We start from the raw sequence: 19,724 nt of genomic DNA on the forward strand, positions 1-19,724 counted from the left end.
GCGCCCTAGGGCAGGCGCGGCGGGAAGCGCACGAAGGTCAGCCAGAACGCCTCGAAGGCCCGCATGGCACCCAGGAAGTTCTCGAAGCCCACGGGTTTGACCACGTACCCGCTGGCGTGCCGCTCGTAGGAGGCGCGCACGTCGTCGTCCGCCTGGCTGGTGGTGAGCATCACGACCGGGATGCTGCGCAGGTCCGGGTCGGCCTTGAGTTCCTCCAGCACTTCCAGTCCGGTCTTGCGGGGCATGTTGATGTCCATCAGGATCACGTCCGGGCGGGGCGCGCCGCTGTGCTCGCCCTCGCCCCTCAGGAAGCGCATGGCCTCCACGCCGTCACGGGCGACATGCAGTCGGTTGGGCACGCGGGCGTCCTCGAAGGCTTCGAGGGTCAGCAGGACGTCCGGCTCGTTGTCCTCGACCAGCAGAATTTCAATGGGTTCAGGGATGGAAGTTGGGGTCATTGTGGGGTGGGTGCCACGGGCAGCGTCAGGTGGAAGGTGCTGCCCTGGGCCGGGGCAGAGTCAAGCCAGATGCGACCGCCGTGGAACTCAACGATTTTACGGCAGATGGCGAGGCCCATACCGTTACCGGCGTACTGTTCGCGCCGGTGCAGCCGCTGGAAGATGTCGAACACCCGCGCGTGGTACTCGGGCGCGATGCCGATCCCGTTGTCCTGCACGCTGACCTGAACGAACGCGCCCACGCGGCGCGAGGTGACACGCACCCGCGCGTCCCGGCCCGGCGCGCGGAACTTCAGGCCGTTGCTGATCAGGTTGGTGAGCAGCTGGATCAGCAGGGACGGCTGGCCCAGCACGTGGTCCGGGGTGTGCCATTCCAGGGTGCCGTGATCCTGGTCCAGCGTGCCGCGCACGTTCTGCTCGGCGGCGCGCAGCAGGTCGTCCAGCGGGACGCTTTCCAGCGGCGTGTCCTGCCGGCCCACCCGCGCGAAGCCCAGCAGGTCCTGGATCAGGCTGCGCATGCGCAGCACGGCGTCTTGCATGTAGTGCAGGTACTGGTCGGCGCGCGGGTCAAGCTGCCCCTGGTAACGGCGGGTGAGCAGTTCGGTGTAACTGCCGATGGTCCGCAGGGGTTCTTGCAGGTCGTGGCTGGCGACGTACGCGAACTGCTCGAGGTCCTGGTTGCTGCGTTCGAGGTTCTCGATCAGTTCCCGCAGCCGCGCCTGGGCCCGCTCGCGTTCCGTGATGTCCTGCACCATGACGACCGCGCCGCTCACCTGTCCGGCCTCGTCGTGGGTGGGCGTGACCACGTACGCGACCGGCACGGCGTGCCCCTGGGCGTGCCACATGACGTCCTGCTCCACGCGGCGGGTCTGGCCGTCCCGGATGGTCTGGTGGATGGGGCAATCGCGCAGCGCGTACTCGCGGCCGTCGGCGTGGTGGTGGTGCACCAGCTCGTGCTGGCTGTGCCCGATCATGCGTTCCACGCTGTAGCCCAGCAGGCGCGCCGCGGCCGGATTGGCGAAGGTGGTCACGCCGCGCAGGTCCAGCCCGAAGATGCCTTCCCCGGCGGCGGTCAGCAGCAGGGTGCTGAAGCGCGTCAGGTCCGCCAGGGCCAGGGTGCGTTCCTGCACGCGCCGCTCGAGGTCGGCGTTCAGGTCGATCAGCGCCTGCTGCGCCTCACGCACGGCGCTCATGTCGGTGTGCGTGCCGACCCACTCGCGGATCTGGCCGTCCCCGTCGCGGACCGGCACGGCGCGGGCCTGCATGGGCACGTACTGGCCGTCGGCGCGGCGCAGGCGGTGCTCGCTCAGGTACGGTTGCGCGGTCTGCACGGCCTGTCGCCAGTCGTTCACGGTGCCGGCCCGGTCCTCCGGGTGAATGGCCGCGAACCAGCCGTCCCCGCCGTACTCCGGGGGTGCCTGCCCCGTGAAGGCCTCCCAGCCGGGCTGCGGGGGCAAGAAGTTACCGTCGGGCCGGGCGTCCCAGACGATCTGCGAGGTCGCCTCGACCAGCGAGCGGAAACGCTGCTCGCTTCGCTGCATCTCGCGCTGCAACGTGTGGCGCTCCGTGACGTCCGCGAACACGGTCGTGACCTGTTTGGGTTCGTCCGTGCCGGCCACCAGCCGCGGGATGGCCGTCACCTGAAGCCACCGCCACGTCTCGCTGGGCGGGTGGAAGATGCCCATCGGGACGTCCCGGACGACCTTCCCGGTCTGCAGGGCCACGCGCGAGGGGTGGGTGTCGCCCGGAAAGGGACGGCCGTCCGGGTGAATGGCCTGCCAGCGCGGGTCGAGCGAGTCCCGCCCGGTCAGCTGCTCGGCACTCAGGCCGAGGATGTCCGGGGCGGCGCTGTTGACCAGCAGGATGCGGCTGTCCGGGGCCTGCACGGTCAGGCCCAGGTGCAGCCCGTCCATGAGTTCCAGCGCGACCTCCAGCGGATCGCGGGCGACGTGCAGGTGCAGCAGCACCCCGCCGCCCGACGGGGCGACCGTCACCAGGCCCGGCGCCGCGGTGTCCACGACCTTCACCGTGACCCGCGTGGTCTGTCCCGCGCGGGCGACGGCGACCGCCTCCCGCAGTTGCAGGGCGCTCTCCTCGCTGAACAGCGCGCTCCAGTCACGTCCGGCGTTCAGGTTGGCCAGGCGGGCCGCAGCGGCGGCGTTCAGTATCCACTGCCCGGCCGGGTCCAGCCACGCGACCGGGTCGGGCAGTGCCGCCAGCAGCGCACCGGCGTCCTGGCCGGCAGCCGTGGGAAATTCGTTCACGCGGGCGATCAGCCGCGCAGGGCGTACCCGACGCCACGCACGGTGCGCAGCAGGCCGTAGCCGTCCAGGTCCCGCAGCTTGGCACGCAGGTTGGCCATGTGGACGTCCACGACGTTGCTGCCCTCGGGCAGGCGGCCCTGCCAGATGTCCTGGCCGATCTCCTGACGGGAGTACACGCGGCCCGGCTGGCGGATCAGCAGCGCCAGGATGTCGAACTCCTTGGGCGAGAGGCGCAGCTCGTCGCCCTTGTAGGTCACGAGGCGCTTCTGGGGGTCCAGGGTCAGGTCGCCCATGGTCAGGCTCTCGGTGGTGCGCTGCCGGAGCTGCACCTTCACGCGGGCCAGCAGTTCGTCCGGGTGGAAGGGTTTGATCAGGTAGTCGTCGGCGCCCAGGCCCAGCAGGCGGACCTTCTCCTCGACGGTGTCGCGGGCGGTCAGCACGATGATCGGCACGGCGCTGTTCTTGCGCAGGCGCTGCACGACGTCGCCGCCGTCGAAGTCCGGCAGGCCCAGGTCGAGCAGGATCAGGGTGGGTTGCTCCTCACGCGCCTTGATCAGGCCGTTCATGGCCGAATCGGCGTGTTCCACTTCAAAGCCGGCGTCCGTCAGGTCCATGCGCAGGACGTTGGCGATATCCAGGTCGTCCTCGATGACAAGAATGCGTTGAGAGCTCACGCACAGGATGATACCCCTTCATGAAGACCGGCCGTCCTGAGCCTCCCTTCACGCTGCCGCCCCACCCTGGCCCGGCGGGGGCCGCGGAGGCGGTGTGATACGTTGAACCTACCGCGCTCTGCCCCTGCCCCGCTGAGGGACCGAGCGACACAACCGCATGACCCGCACTCAGGCCGCATTCCAGGCCCCGCCGTCTCACACAACCCGCCCGCGCCACCGCGACAGGCACCCGGAGTTCCCATGACACAACCCAGCAAAGCCGCCCCGAACGAAACGGGCGCCCCCCACCTCGAAGTCATTCCGCTCGGCGGGATGGGCGAGATCGGCAAGAACATCACCGCGTACCGGTACGGCGACGAGATCATGGTCGTGGACGCCGGCCTGGCCTTCCCGGAAAGCCACCAGATGGGCATTGACCTGATCATCCCGCGCATCGACTACCTGCAGCAGAACGCCGGACTGATCAAGGGCTGGATTCTCACGCACGGGCACGAGGACCACATCGGCGGCCTGCCGTACATCCTCCCGCGCCTGCCGCGCGTGCCGGTCTACGGCGCGGGCCTGACGCTGGGCCTGGTGCGCGAGAAACTCAGCGAGTTCGGCATCAAGGACGGCGAGGTGGACCTGCGCGAGGTGCAGCTGACCGACCGGGTCCGCATCGGCACGCACTTCCAGGTGGAGTTCATCCGCATGACCCACTCGATTCCCGACAACGCCGGGTACATCCTGACCACGCCGGCCGGGGTGGTGCTGCACACCGGGGACTTCAAACTCGACGAGGAACCCAGCGACGGCAACCTCTCGGACCTGGCCCGCATCGAGCAGGCCGGGAAGGACGGCGTGCTGCTGCTGCTCAGCGACTCCACCAACGCCGAGCGTCCGGGCCGCACCGTCAGTGAGGCGGAGGTCGCCCGCAACCTCGAGGACCTGATCGCCGGGATCAAGGGCCGCGTGTTCATGACGACCTTCGCGTCGAACGTGCACCGCATCCAGAACGTCATCAACATCGCGCACCGCCAGAGCCGCCGGGTGGTCATGGAAGGCCGCTCCATGCTCAAGTACGCGCAGGTCGCCCAGACCCTCGGGCACATGCAGCTGCCCGAGCCGTTCCTGACGAACGACGAGGTCGGCGGCCTGCAGGACCAGCAGGTGCTGTACGTCTGCACCGGCAGCCAGGGTCAGCCCATGAGCGTCCTGTCGCGCCTGGCGTTCGGGAACCACGCCAAGATCGCACTCAGGCGCGGCGACAGCGTGATCCTGAGCAGCAACCCCATCCCCGGCAACGAGGAGGCCGTGAACCTCGTCATCAACCGCCTGTACGAGATCGGCGTGGACGTGTACTACCCCCCCACCTACCGGGTGCACGCCTCCGGGCACGGCAGCCAGGAGGAACTCGCCACGGTCCTGAACCTCGCGCGGCCCAAGTACTTCCTGCCGTGGCACGGTGAGCCCCGCCACCAGATCAACCACGCCCGCCTCGCCCAGACCCTCCCCCGCCCGCCCAAGCGCACCCTGATCGCCAAGAACGGCGACGTGATCCGCCTCAGCCAGGACGAGTTCAAGGTCACGGGCACCGTGCCGGCCGGAGCCGTGTACGTGGACGGCCTGGGTGTCGGGGACATCGGGGACGACGTGCTGCTCGACCGCGTGAACATGAGCCAGGAAGGCATCCTGATCATGACGGCCGTGCTGCACCCCACCCCGCACGTGGAGGTCGTGTCGCGCGGCTTCGTGCGCGCCAACCGCGAACTCGACGGGCAGATCCGCAAGGTCGCGCTGGAGGCCGTCGAACAGGGCCTGCGCGAGAAGAAACGCCTCGAAGACGTGCGCGACGACATGTACGGCGCGGTGCGGCGCTTCGTGCGCAAGGTCACGGGCCGCAACCCCGTCCTGATCCCCCTGCTCGTGGACTGAACGCCCACCTTCTCCGGCGGCCCCTGTCAGTCGGCGGGGGCCACGTCGTTTGCCCCGAGCCGCTGACGCCTGATACGGACTCCGATTGAATGGGCTGCAAAAACCATTCAATCCGAGCGGATGCGACTCGCAGAGCTGCCCCGCAGAGTGGGAGCTGGGCGCCCCTCCGGACGTGGAGTTGGCAACCCGGTGCTGTTCCGGGTTGTGAACGGAACAGACGGAATCCGTATGGTACGGACTCCGTCTGTTTCGCCCCTCACCCGCCCACGCACCGGGTTGAGGCCCCGCGGGACTGCAGGTCAATCCGGTGGTCCCGGCCGGGCTGACCTGCAGCGCCGTCCCAGCCAGCCTGGCTGGTGAGACGGCTCGCCCGCGCCGCCCTGCGGACGGGGGCATCTTCCGCGTGAAGTCAGGTTTGGCCTACGTTCGCATTCCTGCGCCGTGCGATAATCGCGTTCATGAGCGTGATTCCCTACGTGATCGAGCAGACCGGGCGGGGCGAGCGGATGTACGACATCTACTCGCGCCTCCTGAAGGACCGGATTATCTTCGTGGGCACGCCCATCGAGTCGCAGATGGCGAATACCATCGTGGCGCAGCTGCTGCTGCTGGACAGCCAGAACCCGGAGCAGGAGATCCAGATGTACATCAACTGCCCCGGCGGCGAGGTGTACGCGGGCCTGGCCATCTACGACACGATGCGCTACATCAAGGCGCCGGTCAGCACGATCTGCGTGGGAATCGCCATGAGCATGGGCAGCGTGCTGCTGATGGCCGGCGACAAGGGCAAACGCATGGCGCTGCCGAACAGCCGGATCATGATTCACCAGGGGTCGGCGGGCTTCCGCGGGAACACGCCGGACCTGGAGGTGCAGGCCAAGGAGGTGCTGCACCTGCGTGACAAGCTGGTGGGGATCTACCATGAGCACACCAGCATTCCGCACGAGAAGCTGATGCGGGACATGGAGCGTGACTACTTCATGTCGCCGCAGGAGGCGATGGGCTACGGGTTGATCGACAGTGTGGTGGACCGCGTCCGGTCCGGGGAGGCTGAGGCACAGTGACGAAGAATGGTGGGGACCGCTGCTCGTTCTGCGGGCGGCAACACCCTCAGATCGCGCAGCTGATCGAGGCTCCGGGCCGCGCGGCGTTCATCTGCAACGAGTGCACCGAGCGGGCGCACGAGCTGGTCAAGCAGAACAGGAAGGCGGGCGCGGAGTTCAGCCTGGAGGAACTGCCGACCCCCCGCGAGATCAAGGCGTACCTCGACGAGTTCGTGATCGGGCAGGACGAGGCGAAGAAGGCGCTGGCCGTGGCGGTCGTCAGCCACTACCAGCGGCTGGCGCACCCGGACGTGAACCTGCAGAAGAGCAACATCCTGCTGATCGGGCCGACCGGGACCGGCAAGACCCTGCTGGCCGCCAGTCTCGCCGAGATGCTGGAGGTGCCGTTCGCGATTGCCGACGCCACCACCCTGACCGAGGCCGGGTACGTGGGTGACGACGTGGAGAACGTGATCGTGCGCCTGCTGCAGGCCGCCGAGTACGACGTGGCGGCCGCCGAGCGCGGGATCATCTACATCGACGAGATCGACAAGATCGCCCGCAAGTCCGAGGGCACCAGCATCACCCGTGACGTGTCCGGTGAGGGCGTGCAGCAGGCGCTGCTGAAGATCATCGAGGGCACGGTCGCGCAGGTGCCGCCGCAGGGTGGCCGCAAGCACCCGCAGCAGGAGCTCGTGCAGGTGAACACGAAGAACATCCTGTTCATCGTGGGCGGCGCGTTCGACGGGATCGCGGACATCGGCCGCAGCCGCACGAACGTGCGCGCGGTGGGGTTCGGGGCCGAGCACAAGGGTGACGAGAAGGAGGAGCTGCGTTTCCTGCCGGAGGACCTCGTGAAGTTCGGTCTGATCCCGGAGTTCGTGGGTCGCCTGCCGCTGGTGGTGCAGCTTCAGGATCTGGACGAGGAGGCGCTGGTGCGGATCCTGACCGAGCCGCAGGGCGCGATCGTGTCGCAGTACCAGGCGCTGTTCGGGTTCCAGGACGTGGACCTGTCGTTCACGGAGGAGGCGCTGCGTGAGGTGGCCCGCCGCGCCCGTGAGCGCAAGACCGGGGCGCGTGGGCTGCGGGCGGTGCTGGAGAAGGCCATGACGGACCTGCTGTTCGAGTTGCCGGTGGAGGGCCTGAAGGAGCTGCGCTTCGACGCGGAACACATCGACGCCCCGATGGGCCTGCTTGAGTCTAAGGGACTCAAGAAGTCTGCCTAAACGCAACAGACATTACAGCGAGCCCCTGCCCGGGTCCCTACACTTCTGGGACACCGTGCGGGGGTGTCCGCTTTCACGACCCCCGCGTTACACTCAAGTATTCCCGCGCCCACCCCGGCGCGGCCGCAAGGAGCAAGCATGATCTGGGAACTGCCCGTAGTCGCCTTAAGAAACATCGTGATCCTGCCTGGCGTCACCATGAACGTCGACGTGGGCCGCCCCAAGAGCAAACGCGCCGTCGACGAGGCCCAGGCCAGCGACCGCCGCGTGCTGCTGCTCACCCAGCGCGACGCCCGCACCGACGACCCCACCCGCGCCGAACTGCACGACATGGGCGTCCTGGCGGTCATCAAGCAGGTCGTGCGCATGCCCGACAACACCTACCAGGTGCTGGTGGAAGCCCAGGAACGCGCCGCCGTGCAGGACGAGGTGCCCTCGGCGTACATGCGCGTGCGCGCCGAGACGCAACCCACCCCCGCCGACGACAGCCGCGAGGTCGTCGTGCTGGCCCAGGAGGTCAAGAGCGCCTTCGAGGAGTACCAGCGCCAGAACAAGAACCTGCGCCTGGACAACTACCAGCTCGAGGGCCTCAAGGCCCTGACGGACGCCGGGGCGCTGGCCGACCAGGTCACGCACCACGCCACCTGGACGCCCGAGGAGAAGCAGGAGATCCTGCAGGCCGTCGCGCTGCGCGCCCGACTGGAAGGCGTGCTGAAGTTCCTGGGCCGCGACACCGAACGCTTCAACATGGACAAGAAGATCGCGGGGCGCGTCAAGGAACAGATGGACGCCAACCAGCGCGAGTACTACCTGCGCGAGCAGATGAAGGCCATCGGCAAGGAACTCGGCGGCGGCGAGGACAGCCCCGCCGAGATCGAGGCGCTGCGCGAGAAGATCGAGGCGGCCGGTATGCCCGACAGCGTGAAGGAGAAGGCGCTGAAGGAACTCCAGCGCCTGGAGCGCACGCCCGGCGGCAGCCCCGAGAGCACCGTCGTCCGCAACTACATCGACTGGCTGGTCGACGTGCCCTGGAGCAAACGTGACGAGGAGATCCTCGACATCCAGCGGACCCGCGAGATCCTGGACGCCGACCACTACGCGCTGGGCGACGTGAAGGACCGCATCCTGGAATTCCTGGCGGTGCGGCAGCTGACCCACAAAGCCGGCGAGAGCGAGGCGGCCCGCAAGGAACGCAGCGCCGAGGAACGCACGGACGACGCCGAACTGCGCGCCCCGATCCTGGTCCTGGCCGGCCCTCCCGGCGTCGGCAAGACCAGCCTGGGCAAGAGCATCGCCCGCAGCCTCAACCGCAAGTTCGTGCGCATGGCGCTGGGCGGCGTGCGTGACGAGGCCGAGATCCGCGGTCACCGCCGCACGTACATCGGCTCGATGCCGGGCCGGATCATCCAGGCCATGAAGAACGCGGGCGTCACGAACCCCGTGATCCTGCTCGACGAGATCGACAAGATGAGCAGCGACTGGCGCGGCGACCCCAGCAGCGCCATGCTGGAAGTGCTCGACCCCGAACAGAACCACACCTTCCAGGACCACTACCTGGAAGTCCCGTACGACCTGTCGCAGGTGATGTTCATCACGACCGCCAACAGCCTGCAGACCATCCCGCGCCCGCTACTGGACCGCATGGAGATCATCAACATTCCCGGCTACACCCAGCCGGAGAAGGTCGAGATCGCCCGGCGTTACCGCGTGCCCCGCCAGATCAAGAGCCACGGCCTGACCGGCAGGCTGGAGATCACGGACGCCGCCCTCAACCGCATCGTCGAGGAGTACACCGCCGAGAGCGGCGTGCGCAACCTCGACCGGCAGATCAGCAAACTGGCCCGCAAGGCCGCCCGTGAACTGCTCGAGAGCGACTGGGACGGCGTGAAGGTCATCGACGCGGCGCAGGTGCCGGACTACCTGGGCGTACCCGTGCACCGCCCGGAAAAGATGGAGAAGGAACCGCAGGTCGGCGTGGCCCAGGGCCTCGCGTGGACCAGCGTGGGCGGCACCATGCTGCTCGTGGAGGCGCTCGCCACGCCCGGCACCGGCAAGATCGTCATGACCGGCTCGCTGGGCGACGTGATGAAGGAGAGCGTCTCGGCCGCCATCGCCTACCTGCGCGCCAACGCCGCCCGCTACGGCGCCGACCCGGACTTCCACAAGACCATGGACCTGCACGTGCACTTCCCGGACGGCGCCACGCCCAAGGACGGCCCCAGCGCCGGCATCACGATCGCCACGGCCGTGATCAGCGCCGTGACCGGCCGCCCCGTGCGGATGGACGTCGCCATGACCGGCGAGATCAGTCTGCGCGGCCGGGTGCTGCCCATCGGCGGCGTCAAGGAGAAGCTGCTGGCCGCGCACCAGGGCGGAATCCGCGAGGTCATCATTCCCAAGGACAACGAACCGCACCTGCAGGAGGTGCCGGACAGCATCCGCGGTGACCTGCGCGTGCACGCCGCCGAGCGGGTCGGCGAGGTCCTGGACCTGCTGCTGCTGCCCAAGCCCGAGGCGGAAGGAACCATTCCCGTCCCGCTGGGCAAAGCCGCCACGCAACCCGGCGCGTAACCCGTCCCGGCAAGGAGCGTTCCCGCAGTCACGGCTGCGGGAACGCTCCTTGCCGGTTGACGGACTGGCGGCGGGTTGTCATACGGACTCCGATTGAATGGGCTGCAAAGACCATTCAACCGGAGTCCGTATCAGGGGCGGCGCAGGTACGCGAGCATCAGGTCGCCCGTGGCGCGCAGCGCGTCGGTGTGGGTGCGTTCGTAGGCGTGACTGGCGTCCACGCCCGGTCCGATCAGCGCGACCGGGTAGTCCCCGCCGGCCCGCCACGCCGCGGTGCCGTCCGAGGCGTAGAACGGGTAGATGTCCACCCGCAGGTCCACGCCGGCCTCCAGCGCCGCCGCGCGCAGGCGGTTGCCGAGCGCATGATCGTACGGCCCGCCGCCGTCCGCGACGCACAGCGTCACGTGATGCTCGCTGCTCGTCTGGCCCTCGCCCACCGCCGCCATGTCCACCGCGATCAGCTCGTCGGTGTGCGCGGGAATGCCGGTGGCCGCGCCGTGCCCGACCTCCTCGTAGGTCGTGATGTGAAAGGCGGCCGTGACGCCCGCCGGGCGGGCCAGCAGGTCGCGCGTGACCGCCAGGAACACCGCGACCGCCGCCTTGTTGTCCAGGTGGCGGGCCTTCACGTAGCCGCTGCCGGTCACGCGGGGCCGCGCGTCGAAACTCACGAAGTCCCCCACGCCCACGCCCAGCGCCTGCACGTCCCGCGCGCCGGACACCGGTTCGTCCAGCCGGACCTCCATGACGGCCGCCTCGCGTTTCAGGTCCCGCAGCGCCGCGCCGTGCACGTGCGTGCTCTGGCGGACGTTCACGACCGTACCTGTCAGTTCCCGCCCGGCCTGGGTGTGCACGCGCACGTCCTCGCCCTCCACGGTCGCCCAGTCGTACCCGCCCAGCCCCCACAGCCGCAACCGGCCGCTGTCCTTGACGCCCTTGACCATCGCGCCCAGCGTGTCCACGTGCCCGCTGAACGTCACGTGCCCCGCGCCGGTGCCCGGCACCTCCCAGGTCAGCGCGCCCTTGCGGGTCCGCCTGCCCGGCACGCCCAGCGCCCGCAGTTCCGACTCGATCAGGGTCACGGCGCGGTCCGTGAAGCCCGTGGGGCTGGGCGTGTCCAGCAGGCGCACCAGCACGTCCAGGGTGTACTCGAGGTTCAGGCCGCTCACGCCGGCACCTCCAGTTCCGCCACCCGGAATCCCTCGGTGTGCGCGGAGGCCAGGGTCGCCGTGAGTTCCGGCGTGCCCGGCAGCGCCAGCAGGTGCAGGGTCTGCACGGCCCGCCCGTGCAGCTGGGCAGCCAGTTCCGAGCCCTCGAAGGCGTCCGGGCGGGCGGCGCGGACCAGCACGTCGCCCTGCTCGGCCCGGAAGTCCGGGTGCAGCGTCCAGGCCTTGGAGAAGGTCTGCCAGTCCGCGCCGCGCGGCGCGTCCCACTGCACGAACGCCACCAGCCACCCGGCCGCGCGGGCCTCGTCCACGTGGTGCGCCCAGTCGCGTGCCAGCGCCCGCTCGTCGCGGCGGTCCTCCAGGTCGTGACGCTGCGCGTTCAGCAGCAGCAGGGCGTTCGGGGTGAGGATCATGCCGCCCAGAATAAGGCAGCGGTCCCGCCCCACGCCGCAATCCTCAGGACCGCTCAAGCCTGCTGCGGCCGATGACCGGGGGTGCGGGCCTTCAGGGGCGCAGGACGAGCTTGCCGACCGTGCGGCCGGTCTGCTGGGCGCGGTGAGCGTCGGCCACCTGTGCCAGCGGGAACACCCGGCTGACGTGCGAGCGCAGTTGCCCGGCCGCGACCAGCCGCACCAGTTCGTTCAGGTGCGCGCGCGACGGGTACACCAGAATCCGGGTGGCGTGCACGCCCCGCTCCTGCGCCAGTGCCTCGGACGGCGCGGCCGTGATGGACACCAGCCAGCCGCCGGGACGGATCACGGCAAACGAGCGGTCCGTGGTGTCGCCGCCCACCGTGTCGAACACGGCGTCCACGTCCTGCACCTGCTCCTCGAAGGGCCGCGCGTGGTAATCCACGACCTCGTCGGCCCCCAGGCCGCGCACGAAGTCCACGTTCCCGGCCGAGGCGGTGGCGATCACGTGTGCGCCGCGCGCACGGGCCAGCTGCACCGCGTAGTGCCCGACACCCCCGGCCCCGGCGTGGATCAGGACGCGCTGACCGGCGCGCAGGTCCATCTTCTCCAGCGCCTGATGCGCGGTCAGGGCTGCCAGGGTCATGGCGGCGGCGTCCTCGTGACTCAGCGCGGCGGGTTTCAGGGTGATGTCGGCCGTGCGGGCCAGGACGTACCCGGCGTAGGCGCCGGGCAGCTGCGGGAAGGCCAGCATGCCGAACACCTCGTCACCCGCCGCGAATTCCATCACGTACGGCCCGACTGCCTCGATCACGCCGGACACGTCCCAGCCCAGCACGACCGGGAATTCCCTGAGGGGTCCCCCGGCGCGCCACTTGGTGTCCACGGGGTTGATGCTGATCGCCTGCACGCGCACGAGCACCTCACCCAGGCCGGGCGTGGGAACGGGGCGGGTGGCGGGTTGAAGGACTTCGGGGCCGCCGGGCTGCTGGATTTCCATGACGGTCATGGTCTCGGGAATGGGCATGGGGACTCCTGCGGCGGGTCCGCCCGGAGGCGCCCGCCGTTCTGAACGGGAAAGAGGGGAGGCAGGCGGGCGGTTTCCCCCTGCGGCGCCCTCAGTCTGCCAGGGTACCCACGTCTTGCCAAGTACGTACACTTCCGGTAGGTACGCACATTCTGGGAACCGTGAACTGGTACCGTGCGGGCATGACCGCGCCCGCCGGACCGCCCGCATCTGCCACCCCCCTGCCCTGTCCCGTCACGACCACCGTGGCCGTCATCGGCGGGAAGTGGAAGGCCGTGGCGATCTACCACCTGCTGGGCGGGCCGCGCCGCTTCTCGGAGTTGCAGCGGCGCATGCCGGGCGTCACGCAGCGCATGCTGACCCTGCAACTGCGGGAACTGGAAGCCGACGGACTGGTCCACCGCGAGGTCTACCCGCAGGTGCCGCCGAAAGTCGAGTACTCGCTGACCCCGCTGGGCCTGACGCTGGAACCCATCGTGCGCGCCATGCTGGCCTGGGGAGCCGCGTACCGCGAACGCGCCAGCCCGTCCGATCCGACCCTGCCCACCCCGGACGCCTGAATGGCACGGCAGGCCCGTCTGGCCCGCCGCGCCCCGTATACCTCCGTCCTCAGCTGTCGGCCTTCATGGCCATGATGCTGGAGCCCGCGTCCACGTACACGGTCTGCCCGGTCATGCCGCTGCCCAGGTCGGAAAGCAGGAAGAGCGCGAGCTTGCCGACCTCGTCGGGCGTGGCGTTGCGGCCCAGCGGGGCGGCCTCGGCGGCCTTCTCGTACATGGTCCCGAAGCCGGGGATGGAGCGGGCCGCGATGGTCCGCATGGGGCCGGCGCTGATGGTGTTCACGCGCACGCCCGCCGCGCCCATCTCGCTGGCCAGGTAGCGGGTGGTGGCTTCCAGCGCGGCCTTGGCGACGCCCATCACGTTGTACTTGGGCACGACCTTCTGCGAGGCGTGGTAGGTGAGGCTGATCACGCTGCCGCCGGGTCGCAGCAGGCTCTCGGCGTGCCGGCAGGTGGAGACCAGCGTGTACGCACTGACGTTCAGGGCGGTGTTCCAGTCGGCCTCGGTGGTGTCCAGGAAGCGGCCGTCCATGGCGGCGCGCGGCGCGAACGCGATGGAATGCACGAGGTAGTCCAGCCCGCCGAACTCGTCCTTCACGCGGCCGAACAGGGCGCCCAGGTCGTCCTCGCTGGTCGCGTCGGCCTGCTGGGTCCAGACGTTCTCGCGTCCGGCGAGCAGTTTGTCCAGTTCGCCCTTCAGGCGCTCACCCTGGTACGAGAAGCCCACGCGGCACCCGGCCGCCAGAAGCTGCTCCGCGATGGCCCAGCCGAGGCTGCGTGCGTTCGCCACGCCCATCACCAGGGCCGTCTTGCCGCTCAAGTCAATGCTGACACTCATGGGGGGGACTCTAGCAACCCGCGCGGGCGCCTGCTGAAGCGGGTGCAAAACGCGGTCCGCTCCCGGCCGGCTGGCGGCGGGGGGGAACGGCCCACACCGCTGCATGAAGGCGGCATCCCCCGGTGTGGGCCTTGACGCGTCAGAATCCGGTGAGAGATGACCCTGCATACTGAACGCCTGATGCTGATCCGCGCGCCGCACCTCACTGCGCCGCACGCCTTCACGACGCGTGCCGGTGGCGTGTCCACCGGTCCCTACGGTGGGCTGAACCTCGACGACCGTGAAGACGACCCCGCGCACGTGCAGGAAAACCGCCAGAGGCTGTGCGCGGCGCTGGGCTTCACGCCCGCGCAGGTGGCCCGCCTGACCCAGGTGCACGGCACGGACGTGGTGCACGCCCGCGCGGGCGGCCACTGGACCGGGGACGCCCTCGTCACCGCCGACGCCGGGGTGCTGCTCGCCATCGGCACGGCCGACTGCTACCCGCTGCTGCTGCAGGACCCGCAGGCCGGCGTGATCGGCGCCGCGCACGCCGGCTGGAAGGGCACGCTGGGCCGCGTGGCCGCCCGCACCGTGCAGGCCATGACCGAACTGGGCGCCGACCCGGCGCGGATCCGGGCCGCCGTCGGCCCCGGCATCCGCGCCGCCGCGTACCCGGTCGGCGAGGAGGTCGCGCTGGCCTTCGCGCAGGCGGGCCTGGGAGCGCACGTGGGTGCCGACGAGGACGAACTGCGCGGCGATCCCACCTGGCACCTGGATCTCGCCGGCGCCAACCGCGCGGTGCTGCGGGAAGCGGGCGTGCCGGACGCGCAGGTGTGGGTGAGTGGCCGCTGCTCGACGGAAGCGGACTTCTACTCGTACCGCCGCGACGCGGGCCGCACCGGGCGCATGTGGGCCGTGATCGGTCAGCAGGCCCTGGGCGACACGCCGGTGCGGGGTCAGGCGTGAGCCTGCTGCGCCCCCGTGACGTGATCGATCACGTCACGCACCTCACGCCGGAATTCCTGGCGGACCGGGGCCTGCACGGCCTGCTGCTGGACCTCGACAACACCCTCGTCCCGTACGGCAGTTACGACGCGCGGGGCGTGGCCAGCACCCTGGCCTGGGTGCGCGACCTGAAACTGGCGGGGGTGGGCCTGTACCTGCTGAGCAACGCCACCGGGCGGCGCGCGGCGTTCTGGCTTGAGAAACTGGAATTCCAGGGCGTCGGACTGGCCGGCAAACCCAACCCCCGCGCCTTCCGCCGCGCCCTGAGTGAACTGGGCCTCCCGCCGCACCAGGTGGGCATGGTCGGGGATCAGCTGTTCACGGACGTGCTGGGCGGCAACCTGAGCGGCATGTACACCGTCCTGGTGCGCCCGCTGGCCACCAACGCCCTGCCGCACACCCGCGTGGCCCGCCGGCTGGAACGCGCGGTCCTGAAACGCTACGGGCATGACTGGAACCACTGACATGACGGTACCCACGGACCCGCCCCGCCGACACGCGGCCCCCGCTTTTCCTCACCTTCCCTCACGCCGCGCGGCCCGACCGGGCCTGAACAAGGAGACACAACATGGCACTCTCAATCGGTGACCGGCGCCTGGGCGCCATCCTGCTCGAACAGGGGTACGTGAACGACACGGACCTGCAAAAAGCCCTGGTCCGCCACGCCGAGGTCGGCGGGCGCCTCGCGGAGATCCTGATCGACTCCGGACTGGTCGGCGAGAAACGCATCGCGCGGGCCATCGAGGAGGCGCTCGGCATTCCGCTCGTGAACCTGCTGGTCGTCACGCCCGAACCGCAGGCGCTGGCGGCCGTGCGTCCCCAGACCGCGCTGAGCGTGCAGGCCTTCCCTTTCGCGGTGGACGGCAACACGCTGCGCGTGGCCATCGTGGATCCGCTGTCCAGCATGAGCATCGAGGCGCTCGAGGACGACAGCGGCCTGAACATCGAACCGTACCAGGCGCTGCGCGACCAGATCATGTGGGCGATCGCCACGAACTACCCGGACCTGAACCTGCAGGCCGAACTGCCCGCCGACGCCGAGGGCAACAGCGGCGGCGGCATGATGGGCCAGCGCCTGATCTCGCGCGGCCTGATCACCGACGCGCAGCTGCAGGTGGCGCTGGATTCGCAGCAGCAGACCGGTGAGCCGCTGGGCGCCACCCTGATCGCGCAGAAGGCGATCACCGAAGACCAGCTGTACGAGGTGCTGGCCGAGCAGGTGGGCGCGGTGTTCCTGCGCAACCCGCGCGACTTCCAGCCCAGCGAGGACGTGCTGGGCAGCATGCTGCGCGCCGACGCGCTGCGCCTGAACGCCGTGCCGGTCGACGAGACCGACAGCGGCGTGACCGTGGTCGCCAGCGACCCCCGCAAACGCGAGGACATCGAGGCGCTCGTGGGCCGCTCGGTGCAGCTGATCCTCGCCAAGCCCCGCGACGTGGAACTGCTGATCGAGCGGTTCTACCCGCAGCGCGGGCGTCTGGGCGAGCAGATGGTGCAGCAGGGCACCCTGTCGCGCGCGCAGCTGCGCGAGGCGCTGCAGGTGCAGGCCCGCGAGGGCCGCGTCAAGCCGCTGGGTGAGGTGATCGTGGAACTCGGCTTCGCCGGGGCCGAGGAGATCGACAACGCCCTGCAGAAACAAAATTCCGGCGGTGGTCGCCTGGAAGACACGCTGGTGCAGTCCGGGAAGCTCAGTCCGGAGATGCTGGCGCGCTCGCTGGCCGCGCAGCTCGGCTACGAGTTCCTGGATCCGGTCCAGAACCCGCCGGACAGCAAGGTGGCGCTGCTGATCCCGGAAAGCACCGCCCGCCGCTACGGGGTGGTCCCGGTGAGGTTGCAGGGCGAGGCGCTGGTCATCGCCATGAAGGACCCGCGCAACGTGTTCGCCCTCGACGACCTGAAGCTGATCACGGGCCGCGAGGTCATTCCGGCCGTCATGGCGGAAAAGGACATCGTCCGCCTGATCGAACGGTACTTCGGCAGCAAGGACATGGCGGACCTGAACCAGCGGCTGGTGCAGGAGAGCAAGCAGCGTGACAAGGACACCAAACGCCAGGAAGACACCGACGTCAGCGCCGGCCTGGACGACAACGCCGTGGTGCGCGTCGTGGACAACATCATCCGCGAGGCGGCGCTGCAGGAAGCCAGCGATATCCACATCGAGCCGACCGAGACGGCCCTGAAGGTCCGCTACCGCGTGGACGGCATCCTGCGCGAGCAGAACGAGCTGCCCAAGGGCAGTTCGCAGAGCATCCTGGCGCGCATCAAGATCATGGGCCACCTCGACATCAGCGAGCGCCGCGTCCCGCAGGACGGCCGCATCCGCTTCAAGAAGGGCAGCATCGACCTCGACCTGCGACTGTCCACGTTGCCCACCGTGTACGGCGAGAAGGCCGTCATGCGTCTGCTGCAGAAGGCCAGCAACATCCCGGAAGTCGAGCAGCTGGGCTTCAGTGAACACAACTACCAGCGTTACCTGGACACCATCCACAAGCCCAACGGCATCTTCCTGGTGACCGGCCCGACGGGTTCGGGCAAATCCTTCACGTCCTTTTCCACCCTCAAGCGCATCGCGGTTCCCGAGAAGAACACCACCACCATCGAGGACCCGGTCGAGTACGAGATTCCGGGCATCATCCAGTCGCAGGTGAACAACACGGCGGGCATGACCTTCGCCCGCGCGCTGCGAGCCTTCCTGCGACAGGACCCCGACATCATCTTCGTGGGCGAGATCCGCGACACCGAGACCGCCAAGATCGCCGTGGAAGCCGCCCTGACCGGTCACCTCGTGCTGGCCACGCTGCACACCAACGACGCGCCGGGCGCGATCGTGCGCCTCGAGGAGATGGGCGTCGAGCACTTCAACATCGGCGCGGCCGTGGTGGGCGTGGTCGCCCAGCGCCTCGTGCGCAAGGTCTGCCCGGACTGCAAGGCCCCCACCAACGCCGACCCGGACGTGCTGCGCCGCCTCGGCATCACCGAACGCGACCTGCGCGGCGCGCAGCTGATGCGCGGCGCCGGCTGCAACCGCTGCGGCGGCACCGGCTACAAGGGCCGCATGGGCATCCACGAGTTGATGGTCATCGACGAGCCGCTGCGGGTGGCCATCGGGTCCGGCAAGAACGCCACCGAGATCGCCGAGGTCGCCATGACCCAGAGCGGCATGAAGACGCTCCGCCAGGACGGCATCGAGAAGGCGCTGGCCGGCATCACCACCCTGGAGGAGGTGCTGGCCGTCACCAGCAAGTAAGCCCCGGAAGCCACCCGCCCGCCCCCACGTTCCCCCCCGAGGTACCCCCATGACCCAGCCTGCCGCCGATATCACCGACATCCTGCGTTTCGCCGCCGAGAAGGGCGCGTCCGACGTGATCCTCACCGTGGGGCTCGCCCCGCAGTTCAAGCTGCAGGGCGTGTACGACTCGCAGGGCTTCACGGAACTGGCCGCCACCGAGACCCGCAAACTGATGTACTCCATGATGAACGAAAAGCAGCAGCGGACCTTCGAGGAACGCCGCGAGCTGGACTTCTCGTTCGCGCTGGGCGAGAAGGCCCGCTTCCGCGTGAACGCCTTCATGCAGCGCGGCAACGTGGGCGGCGTGCTGCGACTGATTCCCACCAAGATCAAGAGCGCCCAGGAGATGGGCCTGCCGCAGAACGTCATCGACATCGCCAACGCGCCGCGCGGCCTGGTGCTCGTGACCGGCCCGACCGGCTCCGGGAAATCCACCACGCTGGCGGCCATGATCGACTACATCAACACCACCAAGAAGCTGCACATCATGACCATCGAGGACCCCATCGAGTTCATGCACACGCACAAGCAGTGCATCATCAACCAGCGTGAGGTCGGGGCGGACACCATGAGCTTCAACGACGCCCTGCGCGCCGTGCTGCGTCAGGCACCCGACGTGATCCTGGTCGGCGAAATGCGTGACTATGAGACCATCAAGGCCGCCGTGACCGCCGCCGAGACCGGGCACCTGGTGATGGGCACCCTGCACACCAACAGCGCGCCGGAATCCATCGACCGTATCGTGGACGTGTTCCCGGAAGAGCAGCAGGAGCAGATCCGCGTGCAGCTGGCGAACAACCTCGTGGCGGTCATGACGCAGCAGCTGCTGCCGCGCCTGGACGGGCAGGGCCGCATCCTGGCGTACGAGCTGCTGATCGCCAATCCGGCCGTGCGGGCCCTGATCCGCGAGGGCAAGACCTTCCAGATCACGTCGGTCATGCAGACCGGCGCGCGCGAGGGCATGGTCACCATGGACGCCTTCCTGGCGAACCTGTACCGCCGCCGCATCATCTCCTTCGACGTGGGGGTGGAGCGCGCCGTGGACAGCAAGGAGTTCGCGCGGCTCGCCAACGACCCCACGGTCGGCGCGGCCGGCGGCAGCGCCGCGGCGCCCGCCGGGTACGGCAGCGCGCCGGTGGCGGGCTTCGCGCCGGTGACGACACCGGCGACCGGGGGGTACGGGGGCCGCGCGGATGCAGGCGTGGGCCGCGGCGCGGATGTGGGCCGGGGCTCGGCGTCCACCAGCACGCCCGAGATGGGCGGCGGCAGCGGAGGTTACGGCCGCCGCTGAGGGCAGACG

The 19,724-nt window shown here is 69.4% G+C and carries 16 protein-coding genes; 9 read left to right on the forward strand and 7 right to left on the reverse strand.

Annotated features, from left to right (window positions below; all coding sequences use genetic code 11):
* Positions 1-5 precede the first annotated feature (5 nt).
* Genes ABDZ66_RS09215 through ABDZ66_RS09225 form a run of 3 tightly spaced genes read right to left on the reverse strand, consistent with a single transcriptional unit; the run spans position 6 to position 3,396 of the window.
* Positions 6-458: a response regulator gene (locus ABDZ66_RS09215; RefSeq protein ID WP_343758058.1), complete on the reverse strand. Its 453-nt coding sequence runs from the start codon at positions 456-458 to the stop codon at positions 6-8.
* On the reverse strand, positions 455-2,722 hold the full coding sequence (locus ABDZ66_RS09220; RefSeq protein WP_343758060.1) for a PAS domain-containing sensor histidine kinase: 2,268 nt from the start codon (positions 2,720-2,722) through the stop codon (positions 455-457). The genes ABDZ66_RS09215 and ABDZ66_RS09220 overlap by 4 nt, the downstream gene beginning before the upstream one ends.
* A gap of 8 nt (positions 2,723-2,730) precedes the next feature.
* Positions 2,731-3,396 (reverse strand): response regulator transcription factor, encoded by a 666-nt coding sequence (locus ABDZ66_RS09225; protein WP_088248761.1) that lies wholly within the window; start codon positions 3,394-3,396, stop codon positions 2,731-2,733.
* Positions 3,397-3,636: 240 nt separating this feature from the next.
* On the opposite strand from ABDZ66_RS09225, the gene ABDZ66_RS09230 reads away from it, so the two are divergent.
* The 4 genes from ABDZ66_RS09230 (at position 3,637) to lon (ending at position 10,150) form a co-directional block, all read left to right on the forward strand.
* Positions 3,637-5,310 (forward strand): ribonuclease J, encoded by a 1,674-nt coding sequence (locus ABDZ66_RS09230; protein WP_343758063.1) that lies wholly within the window; start codon positions 3,637-3,639, stop codon positions 5,308-5,310.
* Positions 5,311-5,759: 449 nt separating this feature from the next.
* Complete coding sequence (clpP, locus tag ABDZ66_RS09235; RefSeq protein ID WP_425544417.1) at positions 5,760-6,374, forward strand: ATP-dependent Clp protease proteolytic subunit; 615 nt, start codon at positions 5,760-5,762, stop codon at positions 6,372-6,374.
* Positions 6,371-7,579, forward strand: coding sequence for an ATP-dependent Clp protease ATP-binding subunit ClpX (gene clpX, locus ABDZ66_RS09240; protein WP_343758066.1), 1,209 nt, complete (start codon positions 6,371-6,373; stop codon positions 7,577-7,579). Before clpP ends, clpX begins: the two co-directional genes overlap by 4 nt.
* A 138-nt stretch (positions 7,580-7,717) precedes the next feature.
* Positions 7,718-10,150 carry an endopeptidase La gene (gene lon, locus ABDZ66_RS09245; RefSeq protein ID WP_343758068.1) on the forward strand — a complete coding sequence of 811 codons (2,433 nt, stop codon included), beginning with the start codon at positions 7,718-7,720 and terminating at the stop codon, positions 10,148-10,150.
* Positions 10,151-10,281: 131 nt separating this feature from the next.
* Here lon and ABDZ66_RS09250 read toward each other — a convergent pair whose 3' ends face one another.
* The 3 genes from ABDZ66_RS09250 to ABDZ66_RS09260 form a co-directional block, all read right to left on the reverse strand.
* The gene (locus tag ABDZ66_RS09250) at positions 10,282-11,316 is read right to left on the reverse strand and encodes a M42 family metallopeptidase (protein WP_343758071.1); all 1,035 of its coding nucleotides are present in this window, start codon (positions 11,314-11,316) and stop codon (positions 10,282-10,284) included.
* Positions 11,313-11,726, reverse strand: a complete 414-nt coding sequence (locus ABDZ66_RS09255; RefSeq protein WP_343758073.1) for an isochorismatase family protein — start codon at positions 11,724-11,726, stop codon at positions 11,313-11,315. The genes ABDZ66_RS09250 and ABDZ66_RS09255 overlap by 4 nt, the downstream gene beginning before the upstream one ends.
* Positions 11,727-11,817: 91 nt before the next feature.
* Positions 11,818-12,750, reverse strand: coding sequence for an NADP-dependent oxidoreductase (locus ABDZ66_RS09260; protein WP_343758075.1), 933 nt, complete (start codon positions 12,748-12,750; stop codon positions 11,818-11,820).
* Between the two features lie 182 nt (positions 12,751-12,932).
* Here ABDZ66_RS09260 and ABDZ66_RS09265 point away from each other — a divergent pair, with 182 nt between their 5' ends.
* The gene (locus ABDZ66_RS09265; RefSeq protein ID WP_343758077.1) at positions 12,933-13,310 is read left to right on the forward strand and encodes a winged helix-turn-helix transcriptional regulator; all 378 of its coding nucleotides are present in this window, start codon (positions 12,933-12,935) and stop codon (positions 13,308-13,310) included.
* Between the two features lie 49 nt (positions 13,311-13,359).
* Here the strand turns inward: ABDZ66_RS09265 and ABDZ66_RS09270 are convergent, their stop codons facing one another.
* On the reverse strand, positions 13,360-14,148 hold the full coding sequence (locus ABDZ66_RS09270; RefSeq protein ID WP_343758079.1) for an enoyl-ACP reductase FabI: 789 nt from the start codon (positions 14,146-14,148) through the stop codon (positions 13,360-13,362).
* A gap of 156 nt (positions 14,149-14,304) precedes the next feature.
* Here ABDZ66_RS09270 and pgeF point away from each other — a divergent pair, with 156 nt between their 5' ends.
* From pgeF to ABDZ66_RS09290, 4 genes are all read left to right on the forward strand, one after another.
* On the forward strand, positions 14,305-15,096 hold the full coding sequence (gene pgeF / locus ABDZ66_RS09275; protein ID WP_343758081.1) for a peptidoglycan editing factor PgeF: 792 nt from the start codon (positions 14,305-14,307) through the stop codon (positions 15,094-15,096).
* Entirely contained in the window at positions 15,093-15,599 is a 507-nt protein-coding gene (locus tag ABDZ66_RS09280; protein WP_343758083.1) for a YqeG family HAD IIIA-type phosphatase, read from the forward strand. The genes pgeF and ABDZ66_RS09280 overlap by 4 nt, the downstream gene beginning before the upstream one ends.
* Before the next feature lie 104 nt (positions 15,600-15,703).
* Positions 15,704-18,382 (forward strand): ATPase, T2SS/T4P/T4SS family, encoded by a 2,679-nt coding sequence (locus ABDZ66_RS09285; RefSeq protein ID WP_343758085.1) that lies wholly within the window; start codon positions 15,704-15,706, stop codon positions 18,380-18,382.
* Positions 18,383-18,431: 49 nt separating this feature from the next.
* A complete protein-coding gene (locus tag ABDZ66_RS09290; RefSeq protein ID WP_343758087.1) occupies positions 18,432-19,715 on the forward strand; it encodes a type IV pilus twitching motility protein PilT in 1,284 nt (427 codons plus the stop codon).
* The last annotated feature ends 9 nt before the right edge of the window (positions 19,716-19,724 follow it).

It is taken from the genome of Deinococcus depolymerans (assembly GCF_039522025.1).
GTDB classification, from domain to species: Bacteria; Deinococcota; Deinococci; order Deinococcales; family Deinococcaceae; genus Deinococcus; species Deinococcus depolymerans.